The sequence below is a fragment of the Serratia grimesii NBRC 13537 genome, from assembly GCF_001590905.1.
Classification (GTDB): Bacteria; Pseudomonadota; Gammaproteobacteria; order Enterobacterales; family Enterobacteriaceae; genus Serratia; species Serratia grimesii.
Window position 1 is genome coordinate 144,090 of sequence record NZ_BCTT01000001.1, and the last position, 22,770, is coordinate 166,859.

Sequence of the window (22,770 nt, forward strand, 5' to 3'; positions counted from 1 at the left end):
GGCTCAGGAACGTTTAATGGATTGTAATTCGGTCAGCGTCACGATTTTATCCACCCGAAACTTTTTGCTGGTTAGCCAGGTATCGGCCAGTAGCCGGTAGTTTTCCATGCTGCGACACCCGATACGCACCAGAAAATCGAAATTGCCGCTGACCAGCCAGCAGTCCAGCACTTCCGGCGTATTGCGCATTTCCTGCTCGAACGCCGGTTGGGAATGGCCATGGTCGGCCAGCGCAATCTGCGCCTGAATGACAAACGCATGTTCCGGCTCAGGCAATTCGATAATGGCGCTGTAGCCACGAATAATGCCGTCACGCTCTAACCCACGAACCCGCTCCTGGCAAGGGCGAGCGGTCAAATTGACCTGCTCGGACAGCTTTTGATAGGAAATGCGGCCATCCCGGCACAGTATTTCAAGGATCTTTTTGTCGATGCGATCAAGCCGGGCTTTTTTTTCCACAGATAGGGCGTCCAATGAAAAGTAAACATCATAAGTTACCTGAACATGCCTTGGGTGGGCAGCGCCAATTTACCAGTTTTCATTTCGGCGAGTCGGGTAAAGGTGAAAAGATCTACCTGCAAGCCGGTTTACATGCCGATGAACTGCCCGGCATGCTGGTGTTGCATTATCTTAAAAGATTACTCAGCCAGGCGGAACGGCGCGGGGAACTGCAAAGTGAAATAATCATTGTCCCGGTCGCCAACCCGCCGGGATTGGCTCAGGTGCTGCTCAATGGCGGCGTGGGGCGATTCGACCTGGTCAGTGGTCGTAATTTCAACCGAGACTTTCCCGACGTAACCCAGTTGTTACTCAACCACGCGTTCAGTATTGATGAATCCTTACATCAGCAGGTTCGTGCCGCAATGCGTGAAGCTTTACTGTCAGCACACGACACCAGCGAAGTCACGGCACTACGTCGCCAACTGTTGCTGTTGGCCTGTGATGCTGATGTGGTACTGGATCTGCACTGCGATGACCGAGCGATCTTGCATATGTATGCCGATCCGGCCTGGAGTGAACAGGCTGAAGTATTGGCGTGCTTTATGGATATTGGCGCAGTGCTGCTTTCACAAGACAACGGTGGCGGATCCTTTGATGAGGCTTGCGGCCTGCCTTGGCACCGTTTGGCGACACAACATTTTGCGCTAAAAGACCTGACACCCGGCTGCATGGCGGTCACGCTGGAGCTGCGTGGGCAACGGGATATTAGCCACGAACTGGCCAGTGTTGACGCTGAACGTCTCTATCGTTATTTACAACACCGGGGTGCCGTTGCCGGTGAGTCACCCGAGATCCCCCAGCGAGACGTGGCAATGCTACCGTTCGCCGCCGGAGAGATCGTGACAGCACCTGCCAGCGGTATTCTGTTGTTGCTACGTCAGCCGGGGGAGTGGGTAGAGGCGGATGAGGCCGTGGCCGAAATTGTCGACCCGATCACCGATACGGTAAAAGCGGTGCGCGCCAAGGCTGGCGGGCTCATCTACGCCTGCCGGCAAGCTCCTTTTGTCACCTTGGGGGCCGAAGTCATGAAGATTGCCGGTAAGACGCCATACCCAGGTGGCGGCGGGTTGGCGTCTTGATAGGGCTCCAACAGCCGATATTTATCGCACCAGCACTCGGCTAATTTCCGGGCCATAGCCGGTAATTGATAGCTTATCGCCGTCCAGCTCAACCACGGCGAACGGCAGCAGATCGTCGCCATCGACCATGCCCTTTAGGGTGATGAAATCGGTATTCCCCACGCGAACATAATCACCCAAATGATAATGACCGGCAAAGTAAGCGCGTACCTGATAGCGGCACAGCAGATCCACCAGCGCATTGCAGTTCCACAGGTTATGTTCATTGGCCGGTGCTAATGGGTAGTGCCCAAACACCACAACGGTTTCCCCTTTGCTTTGTGCGTCCGCCAGGCTGCACTCCAGCCAACGCAGTTGTTCATCACCGACGGCGCCGTTCCAGCTTTGCGCTTGCGGTTGATGCTCGGCACGGATACGGGCCAGCAACTGCTGTGCTTGTGCGTGTTCATCACCGTTGGCTTGATTGCAATACAGGCTGAGGTCATTACCGTCAATCACGATAAAGCGATAACCGTTCAGGCTGAACTGGTAATAGTGTTTGGGCAGCGCCAGCACAGGGGATTGCGCTGCCAGATGGCGGGATATCACATCGGCATCATGGTTGCCCATAATCACCGCATGCGGATGACGTAACTGCTGGTACACCGGCAACAGTTCGGCGTAACTGCTCCAGTTATCATCTACCAAATCCCCGAGGGTGGCGACAAAGGCCAGCGGCAAGTCATTAAGCTGAGTAATGGCCTGGGTCAGTTTACGCAGGCTGTTACGGTAGTAGCGGTTATATTCCAGATTGGGATCGGCATTGGCATATTGTGGATCGGCGATTAAGCCAAAGCGCAGGGCGCCCGACGCCATGGGCTCACCCGAGAATTGGGGTTGCTGGTAAAGAGAGCTAACCTGACCCAGGGCCAGAGACTGTGCTTCGGTGAGGTGTGAAGTCATGGGTTACCTGCTCAGCGCTAGCGAATGCCGGCGCGCATAAAGGATTGAACAAATTGACGCTGAAACACTAAAAACAACACGAGTAACGGCACAGAGGTCATCAGCGTCGCGGCCCCTATTAAGGCCCATTGCACGCCTTGCTCCGGTGCTGAAAATAGCTGTAGCCCCACTGTCAGCGGCCGTACGTTAACCGAGTCGGTAATGACCAGCGGCCAGAGAAAATCATTCCAGTGAAAGCTGATTGAGACCAAGGCAAATGCGACATACACCGGTTTCGCCAGCGGGATATAAATACGGCGTAATATGTAAAACCGGCTGGCACCTTCGACAATTGCCGCTTCTTCCAGTACCAATGGGATGCTTTTAAACGTCTGTCGCAACAGGAAAATAGCGAATGCTGAGGCAAAATAAGGCAGGGCAATCCCCAAAAGAGTATCGCGCAACCCCAAGGCGCCAATGGTCTGGTAGTTATTCAGGATCAGCACGTCAGGGCTGATCATCAACTGCAAGAGCACCAGAGCAAACAGTATGCCTGCGCCTTTGAGCCGGAACCGTACCAGGGCATAGGCTGCCATGGTAGCCAGTATCAGCTGAAAGAAAACAATCAGCAGTACCAGCGAGATGGTGTTGAGGAAATAGCGTCCAAAAGGGGCGGCATGCCAGGCATTGATAAAGTTTTGGGCGGTTAAAGGGGAGAAAAGGGAAAAACCGCCTTGATCGGCGGCGGGATGAATCGCTACCCAGGTCGCGACCAGGATCGGGAAGATCCACAGTAAAGCGGCCCCCCAGGTAAGTAAGTTCCAGCCAATACGGCGTAACGACACGGATTGTGTCGGCGCAGCGGTGAGGGAAAGGCTCATTGATAGTGGGCTCGCTTATCCAGCAAATTGAATTTAATTAACGCAATTGACGCCAAAATGACCAGCAACACGGTGGTCATTGCTGAGGCGTAAGGCAGATCCCAATAGCTGAACGCCGTACGGTAGATATAGAACAGCAGCAGGCTAGTGCTGTTGTCCGGTCCCCCGTTGGTCATGGCGATCACTTGGTCGACAATGCGGAAAGCATTCATCGACGCGTTGATCAGGATAAACAGTGTGGTTGGCATCAGCAGTGGCCATTGGATCCGTCTAAAGAAGTAGCCGCGTGACGCCCCTTCGATCTCGGCAGCTTCAGCCAGTTTGGGGTCAATCTGCTGCAGCGCGGCCAGATAAAAAATCATGAAGAAACCGGCTTCACGCCACACCGACACGGCCATCAGGCAATACAGCGCAGAGTCCGGATCGCCCAGCCAGTTCACTGCTGGCAGCGAAAACATCGCCAACAATTGATTCAATAACCCCACTTGAGGGGTATAGAAGAACAACCACAGATTGGCGATTGCTACCATCGGTAGCAGTGACGGAATAAAGAAGGCGGCGCGGGCAAATGCGGTACCGCGCATGCGCCGGTTTACCGCCAAGGCCATCAACAACGCTAATCCAACAGCCAGCGGAATGGTGATTGCCGCATACAGCAGGTTATTGCGTAAGGCCAGAATGAAGGTTTCGTCGTCCAGCAATGCACGGTAGTTTTCCAGCCCAACGAATTGGGCCGGTCGGTTATTGTGCGCTGCGCTGAAGACGCTTTCCCACACCGTAGCCAGCGCCGGATAATGGGTAAAGGTAATCAGAAAAACCAATGCCGGCAGAACCAACAAATAGCCATAAAGCTGTAAAGAGAAACGCTTATGGCGGGCGGCGGGCAAAGCAGAGTGCGATATGGTCATGCCGGCCCCGGTTATTGGTAACGTTGCAACAGGCGATCAGCCTGCTTTTGCGCGCTTTCTAACGCCTGCGCCGGGGTTTTGCCTTGTGTCACAGCCGCCTCTACGGCGCGGTTCAGCAACTCCTGAATCTGCACGCTGTTATAGGTTGAGAGCTCCGGTTGCGAATAGGCTAACTGCTCACGCGCGACAGTCGCTTGCGGGACATTGACCGCATATTCTTTCATGGTTGCGGTTTCCCATGCGGCCGGTGAGGTGGCGACATAGCCCGTGGCGATGCTCCAGCGAGCGGCTTGTTCTGGCGCTGAAAGCCAGCGCATAAAGGTCACGGCGGCTTTTTGTTGTGCCGGACTTGTCCCTTTGAACAAATACAAGTTGCCGCCGCCGGTTGGGCTACCGCGCTGCGTTTTCTCTGGCAGCATGGCGACCCCAAATGGGAACTTGGCGTTTTCACGTACGGTGGTCAGGTTACCGGTTGTGGTAACCATCATGGCGGTTTTGCCGTCGATAAAGTCCTGCGGCGTGGTACTCCAGGTAATGGCACCCTTTGGTGATACTTGATATTTCTGTGCCAGATCGGTCAGCCAGGTCAGTGCTTCAACGTTAGCAGGGGTATTAAAAGTCACGGCCGTTCCCTTGCCGTTATCCAAATGACTGCCATTGGTGGCTGCAATCCCCTGGAAGGTCCAGTAGCCAATCGGGGTGGAAGGGATCTCAATCCCCCATTGCTTAACCTCGTTGCCATTGCGCACTACCAATTTTTGACCAAAATCAACCACCTGTTGCCAGTTGGCTGGTGGGGTTTCGCCATTTAACCCCGCTTGCTGAAATGCCTGTTTATTCCAATACAGCACCACGGTAGAGCGCTGGAAAGGAATGCTCCAAACCTTGCCCTGGATTTTGCGAATAAATGCCGGGTAGAAACCGTCGATCCAGGCTTTACCAGCCTCATCATTAGCCAAATCACTGACCGGTAAAATGGCACCCGCGTCAATCAATGAATAGGCTTCGATATCGCCAATCACGGCAATTTGTGGGGCATTGCCGCCGCGGAAGGCGGTTAATGCTTTGGTCACTGTGGTGGCGTAGTCACCGGTATAAACGGGTTGAATACTGATATCTGGGTGCAGTTTCTCGAAATCAGCCACTAACCCTTCAACGGTATGGCTAATTTTCCCGCCGACGGCAATCGGATAGTACATTTGCAGCTTCACGGCATCCGCTGCCAGGGCAGAAACAGAAACGCCAAACAACAGCACGGCAGCGCTTAATGTAGATAAACGGATAGAGACGGACATGGTTTTCCCCTGAAGTAAAATAGTGCTTTTGATTATTGAACTGCGTATTGATACGTCACTGTCTGAAAGGCGTGTTCCAGGTGGTGGCAACGCTCACCACTGCTGGTTGAAAATAGGTACTGCGCCGCTGCTGCCCATTGCAGGCCAACCAGGCTACCCTCGGTAAAATGTTGCATGCCGGGTATTTTGACTGTGATCTGCCCCGGAACCGCAGGCAGATGGCATACGGCGAGCGTATCGGCGCCCATGTATTCCGCACTGAGGATCTGGCCGGTGAGGTTGCCACTGCCAGGAGCGCAGAGACGAATGTCTTCGGCGCGGATACCTAAACTCAGAGCCGTCTCCTGATGGCCAGGAACGACGGGCAGCGGTGCGTTACCGATATGGTATCCGCCGCCTTTGCGAGTTAGGGGGATGATGTTCATCGGGGGTGCGCCAATAAACTGTGCGGCAAAAATGCTGGCCGGGTTGTTATATAAATTGTCTGGGGTATCGTGCTGCTCAATGCGGCCATCGTTCAGCAGAATGATCTTGTCCGCCATACTCATGGCTTCAGTTTGATCATGGGTGACATACAACATGGTCAAACCCAGTTTGCGTTGCAGCGCACGGATTTCTCGGCGCATGCTCTGACGCAGTTTGGCGTCCAGGTTGGATAAGGGTTCGTCCATCAGACACAGTTTGTTTTGGGCTATCACCGCACGGCCTAATGCCACACGCTGTTGCTGTCCACCGGAAAGCTGTGCCGGCAGGCGATCCAGCAGCGGTTCTAACTCCATCAGCTTACTGATCTCCGCCAACCGAGCGGCAAAATGCTGCTTGTCTTCGCCCCGAGCTCGCAGGCCAAACAGCAGGTTCTCACGCACGCTGAGGTGCGGGAATAACGCATAAGACTGGAAAACCATAGACAGCTTACGTTGGGAAGGCGGCAGGGCCGTCACGTCACGTTGCTGGATCTGAATCATGCCGCTGTCGGCGTTCTCTAACCCGGCCAAAGTTCGCAGCAGGGTTGATTTTCCACAGCCGGAAGGGCCCAGAAGTGCAACAAAGTCACCTTCCTGCACGTCAAAGCTGACGTCATCCAGCGCGGTTTTGTCGCCCCAGGTTTTTTTGATGTTATTGAGTGATAAATAGCTCATGGCGCTTCTTAAAGTGGCGTGTTCTAGCCACCCTAGCCGCAGCATATTTATCTGGTATGAATAATTAATGACAGTTGTATGTCGCCCGGTGTAAACACCCAGGCAGGAAAGATGGCTTGCCGACCGTCGTCCATGTTAAATTTAACACCGAGACTCCGTAGCCCCTGATGACAAAGAGAATTTAACATGAAGAACGGCTATTTATGTTCCATTGCGATGGGCGTTTCAGTCGGGTGCATGCTGACCAGGATGTGTGACGTGGCTATGCCACTACGGGCGGTTGAATATCATCGATAATCACGCTGAGTCTGAGCCGTCAGTGACTAAGCGCACAGCCAAACCACGCCGCCCGCACGGACGGTGGGTCTACTATATTCTGCATGAAGATATTCTGTGGCCCTGCCCGGTAAAGTGGGAGTGGGAAAGCAGTTACCATGCCTGGCTGCCTTTTTACTATTCACCGACGCTGGAGTTTGTGGCCGGCAACCCTGCCAAAGCGACAAAAATTACGAAAACCAAGCGTTAATCTTTATTCTCGCTTATAAGCCCTGTTTGTCTCACTTGCTAACCATATTGTTTAACTCCCTGTTTTTAAACAAAACAGCGCCCACCTTGCCCTCAGCAATTACAGTAACTACATTAACAACTGGACTTTCAACGTAACCTGAGAGGATATGCCCTATGAAAGCTGCCGTAGTCACCAAAAACCACAGTGTAGATATTCAGGAAAAGCAGCTTCGCCCATTGCAGCACGGCGAAGCGGCACTCAAGATGGAGTGTTGTGGGGTATGTCATACCGATCTTCATGTCAAAAATGGGGATTTCGGCGAGGTACCCGGTATCACCTTGGGCCATGAAGGGGTCGGGGTTGTCACTTCGGTTGGCGAAGGCGTGACCTCGTTAAAAGTGGGGGACCGTGCCAGTGTTGCCTGGTTCTACCAGGGCTGCGGCCACTGTGAATATTGCGTCAATGGCAACGAAACCCTGTGCCGTTCGGTCAAAAATGCCGGTTACAGCGTTGATGGCGGCATGGCAGAGGAATGCATCGTAGTGGCAGATTACGCCGTCAAGGTGCCTGATGGCCTGGACTCTTTTGCTGCCAGCAGCATTACCTGCGCTGGGGTCACCACCTATAAAGCGGTAAAGATTTCCGACATTAAACCTGGGCAGTGGATCGCAATTTATGGTTTGGGCGGTTTGGGTAACCTGGCTTTGCAGTACGCCAAAAATGTGTTTAACGCCAAAGTGATCGCCATTGACGTTAACCAAGGGCAGTTGGATTTCGCAAAAGAGATTGGTGCGGACCTTGTGATCAACTCTAAAACTGAAAACGCCGAAGAGATTATTCAGCAAAAAGTCGGAGGTGCCCATGCTGCCGTGGTCACCGCCGTGGCGCGCTCTGCCTTTAACTCTGCCGTGAATGCCGTCCGTGCCGGGGGCAAAGTGGTTGCCGTGGGGCTGCCGCCGGAGAGTATGGATCTGAGTATTCCGCGCCTGGTGTTGGATGGTATTCAGGTGGTGGGCTCGCTGGTAGGGACTCGGGAAGACCTTAAAGAGGCTTTCCAGTTTGCCGCTGAAGGCAAAGTGACGCCGAAAGTGACTAAAAGGCCGCTGGGAGATATCAACGCGATCTTCGAAGAGATGAAGTCAGGTACCATTCGTGGCCGTATGGTCATCGATCTTTCCGCGTCTTAATGTAATAAGCAAACGGCAGGGGTAATGCTTGTCGGTTACGGCGGGCAAGCATTACTTTAAACAGGGTCTACCTTGGGAGCAGCCGGTTCCGCTGTTCTCAATCACTCGGGCGCGCCAGTATTGATAGCGCGACGCGCAACCCGATCAATCATGCGATGAGCAACCCGCGTCACGATTGTCAAAGCGAATCACACGATAGCCTTTTGCCACCAGACTTTCACAAAATAACACCGGCCAGCGGATCATCTGCGTGCCAAGACCGGAGATTAAAAGAAGGGGCTCGGCATGATTATCGCCGAAGCTGTCACAACTCAGATTGATGCCATTTACGTTGAACGTCTTCATTTACCCGTCCGATTCGATACTTCAGGACACATGCACACAGTATTTACGGTGCAGACATCAATAAGCGCCTTGCTTCATACCTGATCGTAGGCCGCTAAACTCATTGCGTAATTGCGAATGTCAGTAGGCCATTTGGCAGTAAGTTGGATGAATTTTTCTGAGTCCCCCGCGAACAATGCTCGTGAACTTTCTTCGAAGCCGGGCATATTGCCCGCCATTGTCGACATGAACTGGTAAGCACGTTCCTGCGTCCTGCGCTTATAATCACGGTCCACGGTGTTGCGCCTGGCCTCTTCAACGAGTTTGCGTAAGGCGACAGAGGCCCCTCCCGGCTGCGTCGACAACCAATCCCAATGGCGAGGAAGTAGCGTGACCTCGCGTGGGATCACGCCGAGCTTTGGTCTGCCACGGCCACGTGGCTGAAGTGAGGATTGAGCGCTATCGATGGATTCAGATGCTTCTATAGGGTCTTTGGCTAACCGAGCGATCGCTTCAGCGTCTGTTCCACGAATATCGACCTCTTGGACTCGGCCTGTACGGTCATCAAAGATCAATACCGGTTCAGTGGAACCTGACGCTATAGCCCGCTTTACAGCCAGTACGTTGGTTTCCAAGTTGCCACAGGCAATGCGTTTTACACCGTCAAAGCTGGTGAAGGAGGGGGTATCTACAGTTTTCATGGCGATATCGTCAGAGTTCCAATGTTGTATAATTATATCCGGGTAAAATTAAACATCAATTAATACCCGGATAAAATTCAAAATCGGCTTTGTTACTGACGATGTTGAGCGCCCCTGAAAGCATCAAACGCAGCGGAGATACAGAGGTGTGGGTTGCAAGGGACCCTGTTTTGGGTCCCTTGCCAGGTAGAGGTGTTATAGCTGAGGTCTAGAGACTAACGAACAGGCATTTGGCCTTATCCCGACAACAAATTAAAACAGCCCGAGTGGTTTTGCGTCGTAACTGACTAACAGATTCTTCACCTGTTGGTAATGCGACAACGCCACTTTGTGGGTTTCGCGGCCGACGCCAGAGTTTTTATACCCGCCGAAAGCAGCATGCGCAGGGTAGAGATGATAACAGTTAGTCCATACACGCCCGGCCTTAATGGCACGTCCCATACGGTAGGCACGGTTGACATCACGGGTCCACAGGCCGGCACCCAGCCCGAACTCACTGTCGTTTGCCAGTGCCAGAGCTTCGGCTTCATCTTTGAACGTGGTTACACCGATCACCGGCCCAAAGATCTCCTCACGGAAGAAACGCATGCTGTTATTACCGGTAATCAGCGTCGGCTGAAGATAGAAACCGCTCTGCAATGTTTGTTCATGGCTGGCGCGTTCACCACCGGCAATGATTTTCCCACCTTCATTTTTGGCGATCTCAATATAAGAGAGGATCTTGTCGAACTGCTGTTGAGACGCTTGTGCACCAATCATGGTGTCGGTATCAAAGGGGTCGCCCTGGCGAATGGTAGTGATACGCGCCAATACTTTCTCCATAAATTGCGGGTAGATCGACTCCTGGATCAGTGCGCGTGAAGGACAGGTACAGACTTCACCCTGGTTAAAGAAGCCGAGGATCAGCCCTTCAACGGCTTTGTCGATAAACTCCGGTTCGGCCTGCATAATGTCTTCAAAGAAGATATTAGGCGACTTGCCGCCCAGCTCCACGGTGCTGGGGATAATGTTTTCAGCCGCACAGGCGAGAATGTGTCGGCCCACCGGCGTTGAACCGGTAAAGGCGATTTTGTCGATGCGTTTGCTGGTCGCCAGCGCCTCACCGGCTTCTTTACCAAAGCCCTGAACCACGTTGAGAACCCCTGGTGGCAGCAGATCGCCAATCATTTCCAGCAGCACACAGATGCTGAGTGGCGTTTGTTCTGCGGGTTTGAGTACGACGCAGTTGCCAGCTGCCAGCGCCGGGGCCAGTTTCCAGGCGGCCATCAACAGCGGGAAGTTCCAGGGAATAATCTGTCCAACCACGCCCAGGGGCTCATAAATATGGTAGGCCACGGTATTTTGGTCGATCTCAGCGGCAGTACCTTCTTGCGCGCGCAGGCAACCGGCAAAATAGCGGAAATGGTCAATCGCCAGAGGGATATCAGCATTGAGCGTTTCGCGGATCGGTTTACCGTTATCCCAGCTTTCAGTCAGCGCCAGCAATTCTAGCTGCGACGCCATGCGATCGGCGATTGCCAGTAACACGTTGGAACGTTCTTGTACGCTGGCTTTGCCCCAGGTTTCTGCTGCGGCATGTGCGGCATCCAGCGCCAGTTCAATATCTTTTGCATCTGAGCGCGGAAACTCTGCGACTGTTTGACCTGTCATTGGGGAGGTGTCAGTGAAGTAGTTGCCTGAAACGGGTTCGACAAATTTGCCACCAATATAATTGCCATAGCGTTTTTTGAAAGACACCAACGAGCCAGGTAAACCGGGATGAACGTATTTCATGTAAACACCTCTCATGGGAACTGACACTGTAGGGTTGACGCCTGAATGCACGACGCCATCGCAGAAACCATAAGCATTACCTATGCCACATTGTGATGACACAGTACTCCATAAAAACAAAAGCATTTAATATCAAAAAGTTAATTTTATAAAATACCTGCTCGTGACAATAAAACCGTTGTCTTATTATTCATTTCTATTATTTTTTGTGTCCCATGTCGCAACGCATGAGACACATCTATGATACAAAAATGCAACACTTTATTTGGCGGGAGTTGGGTATGTTGCATAAAGACCAGACCACCCAGACCGGGTTTTCCTCTGATAGCGATAATCTGTCACTCCCCAGTACACTCTCAGAATCCTGGTTACGTAGCCAACACTATGGCTTGAACCGAGCTGACGATCTGGTGCCTTTTGTACGGCCTGCTTTGCTCAATGAAGTGCGTGGTCAAAACGGTTGGGTTGCGCAATTGGCACAGCCGCTGATTGCGCGTTTAGGCAACGAAATTAACCGCCAGCCCTCCATTGTGGTGGTCTCTGATGCCTGTGGATTGGTGTTGGAGACCTGCGGGAATACTGACTTTCTACATAAAGCGTCGCGCATCTCTCTGGCTCCAGGCAACTTGTGGGGGGAACAAGAGCGTGGCACTAACGCCATAGGTACTGCGCTGGCGTTGGGGAGCCTGTGCGAAGTCAACGGTGATGAACACTTCCTTAATCAGAATACAGGGCTTTATTGTTCGGCAGCGCCGATTTACCGGCCCAACGGCGTGATTGCTGGGGTGCTGGATATCTCTACACCGGCGCAGCGCCCTTATAATAATGCGCGCTCACTGATATTACAGGCGGTCAGGCATATTGAGCATCAGTGGGTGATGAGTGGCGTGACTGCTCAGCATTGGACGCTGCGGCTGCACAGTGATGCGCGTATGCTCGGCAGCGCACACGAGCTGGTACTGGTGTTCCAGGACGATGTCCTTACCGCAGCCAATCGGCTGGCGATGCAAGAGTTTAATCTCTCGGTGGCTTCTTTTGGCACGCTAGACTTTGCCTCACTGTTCCCGGATATGTCACGACAGGCGATGAATGCGCCACGCCAGACGCTGGCGATCAATAATCGCCACTATTACTCACTGTTGCAGATGCCGGAAAGGCATTCGCAAGTCGTTAAGCCGCTGGCACCGCCTTTTGATCGTGATGGCGCTGACAGGCAGAAAGCATTACGTATTCTAAATGCCGGTCTGGCGCTCTGTATTCGCGGGGAAACCGGCTGCGGCAAGGAGTATTTTAGCCAAAGGTTATTTGAGGAAAGTCGGCGTCGGCAGGGAAGTTTTGTGGCGATCAACTGTGCGGCACTGCCTGAAAGCCTGATTGAATCCGAACTCTTTGGCTATGCGCCAGGGGCGTTTACCGGTGCTAATCCCAAAGGGTACATGGGCAAAATCAGAGAAGCCGACGGTGGCGTATTGTTCCTGGATGAAATTGGCGATATGCCGCTGGGCTTACAAACCCGACTGCTGCGTGTGCTTCAGGAAAAAACGGTTACGCCGCTCGGCAGCCACATCTCCTACGCGGTAGATTTTTCGCTGATCTGCGCTACCCATCAGGATCTGGATCAGCAGGTTGCCGCAGGAGCCTTCCGCGAAGATTTACTGTACCGTATCCAGGAATTCAATCTGCGTATATTGCCGCTGCGTGAACGGGCACACGTGGATCGTTTTATTCTTAATCTTTGGCGTGAACTGGGGGGCGAGCAGCGTGGTATCAAGCTGGGGCCTGATGCCGTCGCGGCGTTGGTGCGTTATCCGTGGCCAGGGAATGTGCGGCAGTTGTTGAGCACGCTCAAGGTGTTGTTGGCTCTGACCGATGATGGCAATCTGATCACGCTTGACGATCTGCCTGAGCCGTTCAGCGCAGTCTCGTCATCTAGCACAGAGACCCTGACGGCACCGCAAGACATGATTGATGCCATCAGACATGCCAACGGTAATATCAGCCAGGCGGCGAAACGGCTGGGGGTATCACGCAGTACGCTTTACCGCAAAATGGAGAAAAGCAGGGGACGTGTGGCGGACTGACGGTAACCAAGGCCCACGCGTTGGGCCTTGGCGTTAGAATTACTTATCTCCCAATCCCAAAGGGTTAATTTCAGAATGTTCGATTTTCTCGTCGCTTTCTGCCCAACGATCCAACACTTTCAGGTAACTGCCATTGGCAATTGCACTATTGAGTGAAGCTTGCACGGCATCAACCAACCCATTGCCTTTTTTTACCGTGACCGCAATGTTAGCACTGCGTGGCCACCCGCCAGGCACGATGCCAACCAGCGTCGTTTTGCCGTTTAACTTCGCCTGATAAGCGCCGGACACGTTTGGACCAAAGGTCGCATCCGCCCGACCAGACTGGATGGCCAGCGTCGCGGCAGCCTTATCAGTGACGTAAATCGGCTGAAGGGCTGGTAAACCTTTCGCCTGGTTCTCCTTATCCCAGGCAAGCAGCACGGCCTCCTGATTAGTGCCGGAATCCACGATGATCTTTTTACCGGCAATATCCGGTGCCGATTTTATCGAAGTGATTTTACTGCCGGTCTTCACATAGAAACCCAGCGTATCCTGGCGATAGGTAGCAAAGTCGAATTTGGTTTTACGTTCCTGAGTCACGGTAATGTTATAAATCGCCGCGTCGTATTTCCCAGAGGTGACACCCAGTGGCCAATCTTCCCATGAGGTTGGTACCAGCTTGAGTTTCAGTCCCAGTCCATCGGCAACCAGCCGCGCAATATCCGACTCACTGCCAATCACCGTTTTATTATCACGGGCGTATAACCCAAATGGCGGGCCGCTGCCCAAAATTGACACCGCTACGGTTAAGGTATTGGGTTCGACGAATTTAAACCCTGCCGGAATTTTGGCCACAGCCTCGGCGCTTTTCACCGTATTAATGGGTGTTTCGTTAGCGACCAGATCAATGCCCGGCGCAGCATTAGCCAGAGAGGAAAGGCTCAAGAGTGCCGCCGCTGCGGTGAGTTTTGCGCTATACATCATTATGATTACCTGCATTATTATGTTGTTGGGGCGGTCAAGGCACTATCCTTCAAGCCGTTAAATCTGTGAACGAACAAAATTGGCTAACTAATTTTAGAAATGTCACGTTGTGCCCGCGTTGCGGCGCAGAGTGGGCTTGTGACCCTTAACTGAAAAAGAGAATGCGACATGAGAACTATTGCCATTGTAGGCGCGGGGCAATCTGGCCTGCAGTTGGCGCTTAGCCTGTTGGCTGAAGGCTATCCGGTTACGTTGATGACCAACCGTGATGCGGGACAAGTGCGTGGCGGCAGAGTCATGTCCAGTCAATGTATGTTTCACGACGCACTTGAGGCTGAGCGGGACCGGCAACTAAACTTTTGGGAGGAAGATGCTCCGTGTATTGAGGGGATTAGCCTGACACTTGCTGAGCCTCAATATGCGGAGCTGCCGATATTGCATTGGCGCGGCGACCTGGATCAATACGCGCAATCTGTGGATCAACGGTTGAAAATGGCCGGCTGGATGGAAGAGTTTGAACGGCTCGGCGGCAAGTTAGTGATTGCTGACGTCGGGGGCGAGGCCTTAGAACGGTTGACGGCCAGTCATGACTTAGTGCTGTTAGCTGCGGGCAAAGGTGACATTGTTAACCAGTTTGCGTTGGATACGCAGCGCAGTCGGTTTGATCGACCACAGCGTGCGCTGGCGCTGACCTATATTCATGGTATGCGTCCAATGGAGAGCGGGGATCAAATTAACTTTAACCTGATTCCTGGCGTGGGAGAGTACTTTACCTTTCCAGCGTACAGCCTGAGCGGCGTTTGCGACATCATGGTGTTTGAAGGGATTCCAGGTGGCCCAATGGACTGCTGGGACGGAGCTCATACGGCGGAACAACATCTGCACACAAGCCGGGATATCCTCAAACGCTGGTTACCATGGGAGGCGGAGCGCTGCAAAGACATCGAACTGACCGATGCGCAAGGCTTTATGGCGGGGCGTTTCACCCCTTGTGTACGCCAGCCAATACTGACATTGCCTTCCGGTCGTCAGGTCTTGGGTATGGCGGATGCATTGGTATTAAACGATCCTATAACCGGTCAGGGGTCTAACAGCGCAGCCAAATGTGCACGCCTTTATCTGGCACAGATTATCGCCCGCAGCGACGCGGCGTTTGATGCGGATTGGATGGAGCACACCTTTGAGCTTTATTGGGATTATGCCCGCCACGTCGTCAACTGGACCAACAGCATGCTATTACCGCCGCCACCGCATGTGATGGAGTTGATGTTTAATGCAGCTCATTCGGATGTGCTGGCGGACAAAATTGTCAATGGGTTCAACGATCCTACCCAATTTGAGCCCTGGTGGTTCTCGCCAGAGCGGGTATAGACTGCTATCTGAGTGACTCGACAGTAATACCGACCCTATTTTCGACCTTAAACGCAAAAGGAGGCCAAGGCCTCCTTTCAACAACATCATCGTTGATGTGCCTGAGTTACTCAGGAAATAACGTTGATGTATGGGTCAAACCAGAAATAGCCTTTGCAACTGCCATCTACATATAGCGTGAACTCAAGCCCGTAATTCAGAAGCCCGATAGAATCCCCGATATCAAATGTCACGTAAGGGTGGAAGGTGCGCGGCGTCGAGGAGGTGCCGTCCTGCCCAGCCATCACGCCGCCATCCCGCCAGTATGTGGTGAATGGTGCGTTATCATCGGCCCACTGAGGCTGCGTGGGCGCGTAATCAAAACTATATTCATCGTTGTGTCTTTCCATGAATGCAGGCAGGTCGAGCGGTTTGTCTTCCCCGAGTATATTAATCTGTGTATTAGGATCGGTAGGCGTACCGGTCACGAAGGTCTTAGGCGTTTCATTTCCCACTTTCCAGGAATGCGCGACGAAACGCACTGGCGCAATAATGATGTTTGGTTGACGGTTCAGATCCTCCAACCAGATCTGGATCTGCTCTTCCTGAGAGACCGGCACCGGATAATCACCGTCGAAATTCTGCGGGGTGGCTTTATCTTGGCTGACGAGCATTTTGGGATGATCAACCGCCACGGGGTTATCGAAGGTACCACCTTTAGCCGGAAGCGTACCCGTATCAACAGTAAAAATAATCTGTGTTCTCATTTATCACGATATGAACGCATCCCGTTCGCAAGATTTCTGGCGTATTGACATTATGAGGGTAGTTAACGCTCATCTGTTATTGTCATTACTCAGACGGTCTTGCAAACTTTCAACATTCACCCTTTTACAAAATAGTTAATATTTATCAGCACATATCGCTTATAACGATATGAAGCTGACGTATTTTTTCGCATGCTTGAACACGAACTACTGTGAAAGGCATTTTTCGGTATCATTACCACGTGATTTAAATAAGAATAATCAACGGGTAGTCCCGAAAGATATTCTCGATCAGTGATTCATTAATGGTAGTAAGTTATCTCTCACAATAATATGTGAGGGAGTTGCCATCATGAGTAAAATGATGGTTATTGAAAGATAGAATAGGCACGATTGAATATCAATGGCGAAAAGTAAATATAATTGATTAACGCAGGTGTGAAATGATTAAAATGGAACAAATAATGACGATATTAATCTCATAATGAATGATTTGCATGCCTGCCTGGTTAATTAACAATCTAACAAACCTTGTCAGAGTCTAGTGAAATTGTATGAATAAAATTGTAGTTATCTGTTTTTTAATTTATTTTTACATTAAGTAGAGTTCGGGGCAACACGGTTATTGGCCGTTTTTACTTAGGTAACATTTACTCCAGCATGTTGTTTTACGCGAACATTTTTCAGTTGAGCAGTGGCTTTTCTTAATGTGAAAATCCATTTCTTGGGTCGGGAATCATTAATGAATTGAATAAAAACATGCTGTTAAATAGCCTTGCTAAGGATGTTTGGTATTACGCACCCATCAATTTTATATATCATTTTTTAAACTCATGAGTATAGATAATAACTTTTTATCATTGACTTGTTATATTTTTAGATTGAGTGTGGTTGTGACTTTTTGTGTTAAATAAGTGACATTGCAAGAGAGGTGATTACCTTATTCTAAAAAGTATCGGTATTATAATATCCTGCGTGGTGATAGGGGCTGCCCGGTATTACTGTCCGGGCTATGTTTATTCGCTCACAGGTTTAAAGTGACATTTTGTCGCAGCATGTTAAGCACTTTTGGCGCTTCAACGGCCTGACTAAAAAGAAATCCCTGCCCAAGGTGATAGCCTGAATCACACAACGTCTGGCGTTGCTGTTCGGTCTCAATGCCTTCTGCAATGATATCAATCGACAACTTTTGCCCCAGGATCCCCATGCTTTCCACAATGCCCAGAATGGCCGGCTCGTGATTCATACGCCGGATGAAGTCGCGGTCCAGCTTAATGCAGTCCAGAGGGTAGTCCATGAGATGTGTAAAGGATGAATGCCCGGTACCAAAGTCATCAAGTGCTATTCTGATCCCCATTTCCTTGAGCATCTGCAACGCGCGCAGCACATACTTCGAACCATGTTTGTTGAACGCATGCTCGGTGACTTCCAGCTCAATCAGGTGATGCGGAATGTGGAACATCTGCAAACGTCTCAGGAACGTTTCAGCGTAGTTATCACGTAAAAACTCGATGGGGGACGCGTTTAACGATACCGGCAAAACTTCGATACCGGCGGCTAACCAGCCAGAAATATCGGTAAAAACCTTCATCTGCATGGTTTCGCTGAGTTTTGTGGCTAATTCGTAATCGTTAAACGCCTCACTGACCGTATCAGGCATCTGCATCCCCTTTAACGGACAATACCACCGCAGCAGGGCTTCAAAACCAATGATTGCGCCATTGTTCAAGCTGACCTTGGGCTGATAACTGGGGCGGATCAGATTATTACGGACAATTTGGCGCGCGTGATTAAGTTGTGCAGCACGTTCCTTTGCCTTATCCATCATTTGCGGATTAAACATATAAACGCCACCGCGGCCGCCGTCTTTGAGTTCGTACAGGGCGGTATCGGCGCATTTCATCAGTTCTGATGCATCACGGGCATCTTGAGGGTAGATCGCACCACCGATGCTCATACCACAATGCAGCGCCTTACCCCCATATGTGATCGGTGATTCAAGCTGCATCAAAAAGGCATTGGCGATCTTGAAAATATCTTGTTCGTTTTCGACGTCGCTAATCACTATCGCAAATTCATCGCCTCCTAAGCGGGAGACGAAGGAGTTGTTGTTCAGGTATGCCGTTAATCGGCGGGCTAAGACGCGTAACAGATGGTCACCTGCGGCGTGCCCAAGGGTATCGTTAACCAGCTTAAAGTGATCAAGATCCAGCAAAATCAGCCCCAGGGACGTATTGTTGCTCAAGGCTTGTTTCATTTCTTGTTTTAATTTCTTCTTAAATAAACGTCGATTGGGTAAGCCGGTCAATTCGTCATATTCACTGGCGATCAATAACCGCTTTTCAGCTATTCGCTGAGAGGTCACATCGCGGGAAACACACAATATATTTTGTATCTGTTCATCTTTGTCAAAAACGGGGCTAAGGATATTATCCCAATGTTGAAGCGTGCCCGTTGGTGAGGCACTGAGACCAGCGAAGCGGGCATTTTTCCCTTTTAATACTTTGCGCAGCGCCTTCCTGCCACTGTTGCGGACTTCGGGTTGCAGCAGCCCCAGCCAAGGCATGCCAAATTGTTGTTGGTTCTCATCCAAGCCCAAAGCAATGCTGCCTGCTTTGTTCATGTGCAGTACCGAACCGTCATTATTAATGACTTTGATGCAATCGACGCTGGCGTCGAGCATATTTTTCTGCGCTGCCAATGTTTCTGCCGTTAATTGCTTTTTCAGCATTTTTTCATGGATATCGGCACAGCTAAGATACCAATGCACTAGCGTAGAGCCCTGATCTTTTTTTGCGCCGAACGACAGTAAAAACCAACGATACTCACCGCTGCAATGGCGCAGCCTGGCTTCCTGAACGAACGAATCGGCGCTGAGCATAGACTGTTGCTGCAACATGGTAATGTGGGCATATTCGTCGGAGTGTAGGGCTTCTAACCAACCGACGTCATTGTGATCAAATGAAGAAAGACCGGTATATTCACACCACAATGTATTGAAATGTCCTCCGAGTCCCTTACCAACGCCAATGAGATTTGGTAAACCATTGAAAATTTCATTAGCGATATCAACAGGATGATTTTCATCGCTGTGCTCGGGTAAAACATTCATCTGTCATTTCCTCTGAGAACCGTCCGACATTTACGCTAAAAGAAACCATTTTAATAATATTATAGTCAGCGGCAAATCGTTCTATAGCCTAGTCTGTGCGATAAAAAGCCGCCAGAGAGAATGAAATATAATTCCGAGCAACACATTAGGAATACTCTCGTATTTAAGCGTTAAATTACTTCCATTGATTGCGTCTCGTTTATGATTAAATATCACAAATGCGTAGGGGACTGGATATAAAAAAAAACCCGCGGTTAGGCGGGGGCGGGAGATTTTCATGCGCGTTGAGATTTACTTATCAAGTGCATAGGCAATGACGTAGTCGCCACGATCGGGTGACTGACGTGCGCCACCGGCTGAAATTACAATGTATTGCTTACCTGTGGTCGGTGAAATATAGCTCATTGGTGTACCGCCACTGCCAACGGGCAGGCGCGCTTTCCACACTTCTTCACCTGTCGAAGAGTCAAATGCTCGCAGATAGTAATCTTGAGTACCGGCAATGAAGACCAGGCCGCCCTGGGTCGCCAGAGTACCACCCAGTGTTGGCATACCCACGGGCATTTGTGCCCGCATCTTGATACCAAACGGACCGGTATCCTGCACGGTTCCGGCCGGGACTTGCCACACCACTTTTTGCGTTTTCAGATCGATTGCCGACAGGGTACCAAATGGTGGTTTCTGGCACGGGATGCCCAATGGGGACATAAAGCGGTTTTTGTTCACGCCGTAGGGTGTGCCTTTCAATGGAACGGCACCCATACCTGTGTTGACTGACTCACCACCATTGCTGGCCGGTGTATTGGCATCGGTTTTCTGTGGGATCATCTGTACCCACAGGCCCAATCGCATATCGTTGGCGAAGATATAATGGTTGTTAGGATCGGTCGACAGACCTCCCCAGTTCATGCCGCCCAACGAACCGGGGAAACTGAGTGAAATGTCGGTGTCTGGTGCGGTGAACAACCCATCGTAGCGCATCGATTTAAAACTGATACGGCACATCAGTTGATCGAACGGCGTTGCGCCCCACATGTCCGATTCAGTTAGCTTTTCATTGCCAATCTGCGGCATGCCGACTGAGAACGGTTGAGTGGCTGAGTATTGTTCACCGGGAATGGTGCGCGTTTTCACTGGCAGCTCTTTGACTTCTGTCAGTGGTTTGCCGGTGTGGCGATCCAAAACAAAAATCTGCCCGGTTTTCGCACCAATCACGACGGCGGGTTTGGTGGTGCCATCTTTCATTGGGAAGTCGATCAGGCTAGGCTGCATCGGCAGGTCGAAGTCCCACAGGTCATTATGAACCGTCTGATAAACCCATTTTTCTTTGCCGGTAGTGGCATCAAGCGCCAGGATAGAGGCACCGTATTTGTGATCCAATGCGTTTCGGTTCGCGCCCCACAGGTCAACTGAAGAGCTCCCCATTGGCAGAAATACGGTATTCATCGCCGGATCATAGGACATAGGTGCCCAAGAGTTCGGCGTACTGCGCACAAAGGTCTGACCCGGCTTCAATACCGAGTTTGGATCTTTATTGCCTGGATCGAACGCCCAGCGCATTTCACCCGTGATCACGTCGAAACCACGCAATACGCCACCAGGCATATCAGTTTGCACGTTATCGGCCACGCGACCACCAACCACAATGGTCGTGCCGGCTAGCGTTGGCGCAGAGGTGAGTTGGTATTTTGGATCGGCGGCATCGCCCAGACCCGCTTTCAGATCGACCACGCCTTGCTTGCCAAAGTGTTGGCAGAACTCGCCGTTATCAGCATTGATTGCCACTAAACGCGCGTCGATAGTGTTCATCAGAATACGACGCTGACAGCTGTCACCGGCGGCTAAAATTGCCGGTGTCGCAGGCGTTGAACCTGGAACTGTTGGCTGTTGCAGTGGTTTTGTGGCATCAAAATAGGCCAATCCACGACAACGGTTCCAGACCTGGGATTTCGCATTGACTTCACGCTGCCAGATTTCTTTGCCGCTGTCAGCATCGACGGCAATCACGTTGTTGTGCGGTGTGCACAGGAAAATGCGGTTGCCAATTTGCAGCGGCGTTTGTTGATCTTCTGCGCCGTTGCCGTCTGGACTTAGCGGAATGTCACCCGTATGGAAGGTCCAGGCAACCTTCAATTCTTTCACGTTGTCGCGGGTGATTTGGTCCAGCGCCACGAAACGACTGCCGCCTGGCGTGTTGCCGTAGTTGTCCCAGTCTTTCTGTTGTTTGGCTTTATCCACGGGGATTAACGGCAGCTGTTTGCCACTGAAAGCGACGGTAGGGTGTGGCTGGAACATCTGTACGAATGTGCCGACCATGCCAACTGCCAGTACGGCGCTGAACAGGTAGGACAGTGTCGCCAGTGGGGCTTTACCTTCTGATTTACGCAGCGCAGGCCAGCTAAGGAAGGCCAGTAGCATTAAACCGGTAGGCACCATAAGCCGTGATACTAATGGCCAGAAATCAAACCCGGCATCGCACACTGACCAAATCAGTGTGCCAATGAAAACCAGCAAAAACAGTATTACTGCCGAAGATTTACGACGGAAGAATTGCACAGCTGAAAGCAGGGTGACAATACCTGCGATCAGGAAGTAGCTACTGCCGCCCAATGAGACTAATTTGCCACCGGCAATGGCAAAGAACAGACCGACGACAGTAAGGATTATCCCTAATAAACAACATGATAATGTAAGTTTTATACCCGGCCGGGTATTTGATTCAGGCATAGCGAAAAGACTCCAAGATAATGTTTTTCTTCATGTTTACCCCGAGTGTTTACGGTCATACATTCCCTGGTTGGGTGAAGACTTTGAACGTAAATCAAACGATGGAATTTCAGGATTGTACCATTTGATTCATTATAAAGTTAAGGATATGTTGCTTTTTGAGCGGGATTGTTAGACCTGCCTGCGAGCAGAGATGACAGCGGCGACGTTATTGACGTTATTAAAGGGGCAATGTTGTTTGTGCCACGACTAACATGCTGTATTCACCCGAAATATCACCATTATTATTTGTTGCACGACGTTATAATTAGACTAACCCTTATGAGGTATATCAAGTGATGGGGAAAGCATTTAATCGTCCATTAATTACCTTTGAAGAAAATTGGCATACCATCTTGTTTTCTGGATTAAACCAGTTTGCTGGTGAAGAGGTTAATGATTACTTCCTAAGCCCTGATGAAATCAGGGGGTAATAAGGATGCCAGCCTCTATGTGCAGGTAATATACAAAACATCGCTTATATTTTGTGTCATGGATAACTGTGGTGGAT

19 protein-coding genes are annotated in these 22,770 nt (G+C 51.1%); 6 read left to right on the plus strand and 13 right to left on the minus strand.

Annotated features, from left to right (window positions below):
- Positions 1–3: 3 nt before the first annotated feature.
- A complete protein-coding gene (locus SGR01S_RS00635; protein WP_037415921.1) occupies positions 4–459 on the minus strand; it encodes an Lrp/AsnC family transcriptional regulator in 456 nt (151 codons plus the stop codon).
- 14 nt (positions 460–473) lie between these two features.
- Here SGR01S_RS00635 and SGR01S_RS00640 point away from each other — a divergent pair, with 14 nt between their 5' ends.
- Complete coding sequence (locus SGR01S_RS00640) at positions 474–1,580, plus strand: succinylglutamate desuccinylase/aspartoacylase family protein (protein WP_061806206.1); 1,107 nt, start codon at positions 474–476, stop codon at positions 1,578–1,580.
- Positions 1,581–1,601: 21 nt separating this feature from the next.
- Here SGR01S_RS00640 and SGR01S_RS00645 read toward each other — a convergent pair whose 3' ends face one another.
- The 5 genes from SGR01S_RS00645 to SGR01S_RS00665 are packed head-to-tail and all read right to left on the minus strand — an operon-like array spanning position 1,602 to position 6,724.
- Complete coding sequence (locus tag SGR01S_RS00645) at positions 1,602–2,522, minus strand: metallophosphoesterase (protein WP_037415119.1); 921 nt, start codon at positions 2,520–2,522, stop codon at positions 1,602–1,604.
- 17 nt (positions 2,523–2,539) lie between these two features.
- Positions 2,540–3,382 (minus strand): carbohydrate ABC transporter permease, encoded by an 843-nt coding sequence (locus SGR01S_RS00650; protein ID WP_061806207.1) that lies wholly within the window; start codon positions 3,380–3,382, stop codon positions 2,540–2,542.
- Positions 3,379–4,290, minus strand: a complete 912-nt coding sequence (locus tag SGR01S_RS00655) for a carbohydrate ABC transporter permease (protein WP_061806208.1) — start codon at positions 4,288–4,290, stop codon at positions 3,379–3,381. Before SGR01S_RS00655 ends, SGR01S_RS00650 begins: the two co-directional genes overlap by 4 nt.
- A gap of 11 nt (positions 4,291–4,301) precedes the next feature.
- Entirely contained in the window at positions 4,302–5,585 is a 1,284-nt protein-coding gene (locus SGR01S_RS00660) for an ABC transporter substrate-binding protein (protein WP_061806209.1), read from the minus strand.
- 32 nt (positions 5,586–5,617) lie between these two features.
- On the minus strand, positions 5,618–6,724 hold the full coding sequence (locus SGR01S_RS00665; protein ID WP_037415127.1) for an ABC transporter ATP-binding protein: 1,107 nt from the start codon (positions 6,722–6,724) through the stop codon (positions 5,618–5,620).
- A 319-nt stretch (positions 6,725–7,043) separates the two neighbouring features.
- On the opposite strand from SGR01S_RS00665, the gene SGR01S_RS00670 reads away from it, so the two are divergent.
- Positions 7,044–7,250 (plus strand): hypothetical protein, encoded by a 207-nt coding sequence (locus tag SGR01S_RS00670; protein WP_037415930.1) that lies wholly within the window; start codon positions 7,044–7,046, stop codon positions 7,248–7,250.
- Between the two features lie 155 nt (positions 7,251–7,405).
- Positions 7,406–8,419, plus strand: a complete 1,014-nt coding sequence (adhP, locus tag SGR01S_RS00675; RefSeq protein WP_061806210.1) for an alcohol dehydrogenase AdhP — start codon at positions 7,406–7,408, stop codon at positions 8,417–8,419.
- A gap of 144 nt (positions 8,420–8,563) precedes the next feature.
- Here adhP and SGR01S_RS24600 read toward each other — a convergent pair whose 3' ends face one another.
- The 3 genes from SGR01S_RS24600 to exaC all read right to left on the minus strand — a co-directional run bounded on the left by SGR01S_RS24600 (position 8,564) and on the right by exaC (position 11,217).
- The gene (locus SGR01S_RS24600) at positions 8,564–8,764 is read right to left on the minus strand and encodes an alpha/beta fold hydrolase (RefSeq protein ID WP_061806211.1); all 201 of its coding nucleotides are present in this window, start codon (positions 8,762–8,764) and stop codon (positions 8,564–8,566) included.
- A gap of 74 nt (positions 8,765–8,838) precedes the next feature.
- Positions 8,839–9,444, minus strand: a complete 606-nt coding sequence (locus SGR01S_RS00685; protein WP_061806212.1) for a DUF2239 family protein — start codon at positions 9,442–9,444, stop codon at positions 8,839–8,841.
- Between the two features lie 252 nt (positions 9,445–9,696).
- Positions 9,697–11,217 (minus strand): acetaldehyde dehydrogenase ExaC, encoded by a 1,521-nt coding sequence (exaC, locus tag SGR01S_RS00690; protein ID WP_037415140.1) that lies wholly within the window; start codon positions 11,215–11,217, stop codon positions 9,697–9,699.
- A 281-nt stretch (positions 11,218–11,498) separates the two neighbouring features.
- Between exaC and SGR01S_RS00695 the strand changes: the two genes are divergently transcribed.
- Positions 11,499–13,298: a sigma-54-dependent Fis family transcriptional regulator gene (locus tag SGR01S_RS00695; RefSeq protein ID WP_061806213.1), complete on the plus strand. Its 1,800-nt coding sequence runs from the start codon at positions 11,499–11,501 to the stop codon at positions 13,296–13,298.
- A gap of 39 nt (positions 13,299–13,337) precedes the next feature.
- Here SGR01S_RS00695 and SGR01S_RS00700 read toward each other — a convergent pair whose 3' ends face one another.
- Positions 13,338–14,264, minus strand: a complete 927-nt coding sequence (locus SGR01S_RS00700; protein ID WP_082797588.1) for an ABC transporter substrate-binding protein — start codon at positions 14,262–14,264, stop codon at positions 13,338–13,340.
- A 168-nt stretch (positions 14,265–14,432) separates the two neighbouring features.
- On the opposite strand from SGR01S_RS00700, the gene SGR01S_RS00705 reads away from it, so the two are divergent.
- Positions 14,433–15,635 (plus strand): styrene monooxygenase/indole monooxygenase family protein, encoded by a 1,203-nt coding sequence (locus SGR01S_RS00705; RefSeq protein WP_061806214.1) that lies wholly within the window; start codon positions 14,433–14,435, stop codon positions 15,633–15,635.
- Positions 15,636–15,745: 110 nt separating this feature from the next.
- Here the strand turns inward: SGR01S_RS00705 and SGR01S_RS00710 are convergent, their stop codons facing one another.
- The 3 genes from SGR01S_RS00710 to SGR01S_RS00720 form a co-directional block, all read right to left on the minus strand.
- Positions 15,746–16,381 carry a hypothetical protein gene (locus tag SGR01S_RS00710; protein WP_037415151.1) on the minus strand — a complete coding sequence of 212 codons (636 nt, stop codon included), beginning with the start codon at positions 16,379–16,381 and terminating at the stop codon, positions 15,746–15,748.
- A 1,024-nt stretch (positions 16,382–17,405) separates the two neighbouring features.
- Positions 17,406–19,493 carry a sensor domain-containing protein gene (locus SGR01S_RS00715; RefSeq protein WP_061806215.1) on the minus strand — a complete coding sequence of 696 codons (2,088 nt, stop codon included), beginning with the start codon at positions 19,491–19,493 and terminating at the stop codon, positions 17,406–17,408.
- A 291-nt stretch (positions 19,494–19,784) separates the two neighbouring features.
- Complete coding sequence (locus SGR01S_RS00720; protein WP_061806216.1) at positions 19,785–22,220, minus strand: glucose/quinate/shikimate family membrane-bound PQQ-dependent dehydrogenase; 2,436 nt, start codon at positions 22,218–22,220, stop codon at positions 19,785–19,787.
- A 335-nt stretch (positions 22,221–22,555) separates the two neighbouring features.
- On the opposite strand from SGR01S_RS00720, the gene SGR01S_RS24115 reads away from it, so the two are divergent.
- Positions 22,556–22,693, plus strand: a complete 138-nt coding sequence (locus SGR01S_RS24115; protein WP_156479092.1) for a hypothetical protein — start codon at positions 22,556–22,558, stop codon at positions 22,691–22,693.
- Positions 22,694–22,770 lie beyond the last annotated feature (77 nt).